General features: G+C 74.6%; 1 protein-coding gene. It reads left to right on the forward strand.

Annotated features, from left to right (window positions below; translation table 11 throughout):
- Nucleotides 1-1,120, forward strand: a 1,120-nt coding sequence (locus ACNFOC_RS54620; protein WP_416966346.1) for a hypothetical protein, incomplete at both ends; no start/stop codon positions are given.

The raw sequence follows: 1,120 nt of genomic DNA on the forward strand, positions 1-1,120 counted from the left end.
TGCGCGAGTTCGCCGTGCCGCCCTCCATGATCGAGACCGCTACGGCTCGTAGGCGTGCCGGGGACTGGGCGGGCGCCTGCGCCGCCGCCGGTGTCGACATCGATCTCGACCTACGGTCCGTAGCGCGCGCCCACGGCCGGGAACTGGCCGCCAAGGTCCGCGCCGATCTCCGCCGACTCGCCCCTGACCTGCTGCGTTGGCATCTGCCGAGGATCGCCCCTGACGGCCTGCTGCGCCCGGGACTGACCCTCACCCTGGCCCGCTACGGCGACGACGCCACGGGTCCGCCGCACCTGGTGGTCCGGACGCCACCGGCCTGGGCGGACGGCGGCCAGCGCATCAGCCTCGCGCTGTGGGACGGCACCCGCCGCCACGCCGACGCCCGTCGGCATCCGCATCCCCGGCCCAGCCGATGGTTCCGCCTCGACCTGCACCGACATCTGTGGGACGCGGGGAGAAGCGGTGAGCTGCGGGCCCGGTCCGGGGCGGATCGGCCACCCGGCGACGAACCTCCGCCGATCGCGGATCTGCACAGGGTGCCCGACGTGCGGAACTGCGCCGTCGACCGATGGGCGGCCGAGGCGGCGATCCTGCTCCACGCCGAGGGCCGCACGACCGGTCCCGTCACGGTACGGCTCGGCTCCCGGCACCGGCTCGCGCTGACCCCGGATCCGCTCGGGGGCACCCCGCGTATCGCACCGGCGCCGACGGACGGCAGCGCCAGCGTGCTGCCGGTCCTCCCCGACGCGGCGACCTGGGTCCTGCCCGACCTGGAACTCCTGCGCACCGGTGAGATCGACGCCGACCGACTCCATCCGCTGGTCGCCGCCGCACTCGTACCGGATCGGCCTCGACCTCAACCGGACGCTTCCGCACGGATGCCGGACCGGGCAGGGGATCCGCACCTGATCGAATGCCGGGGCGCCCAGCACCGGATCGGCCTGGTCGACGGCGTACTGGCACCCCTGGACCACGACCCGGCCGAGATCCGTCGCGAGGAACTGCTGGTCGCGCTGACCGGCACCCCGCTGCCCTGCCTCCAGGCCATCGACGAGGCACACCGCCACCCGGACTGCCTCACCGGCGTGCGCGAACGCCTCATCCACGGCGACACCGCCGG

The organism is Streptomyces colwelliae, from assembly GCF_048158785.1.
GTDB lineage: Bacteria > Actinomycetota > Actinomycetes > Streptomycetales > Streptomycetaceae > Streptomyces.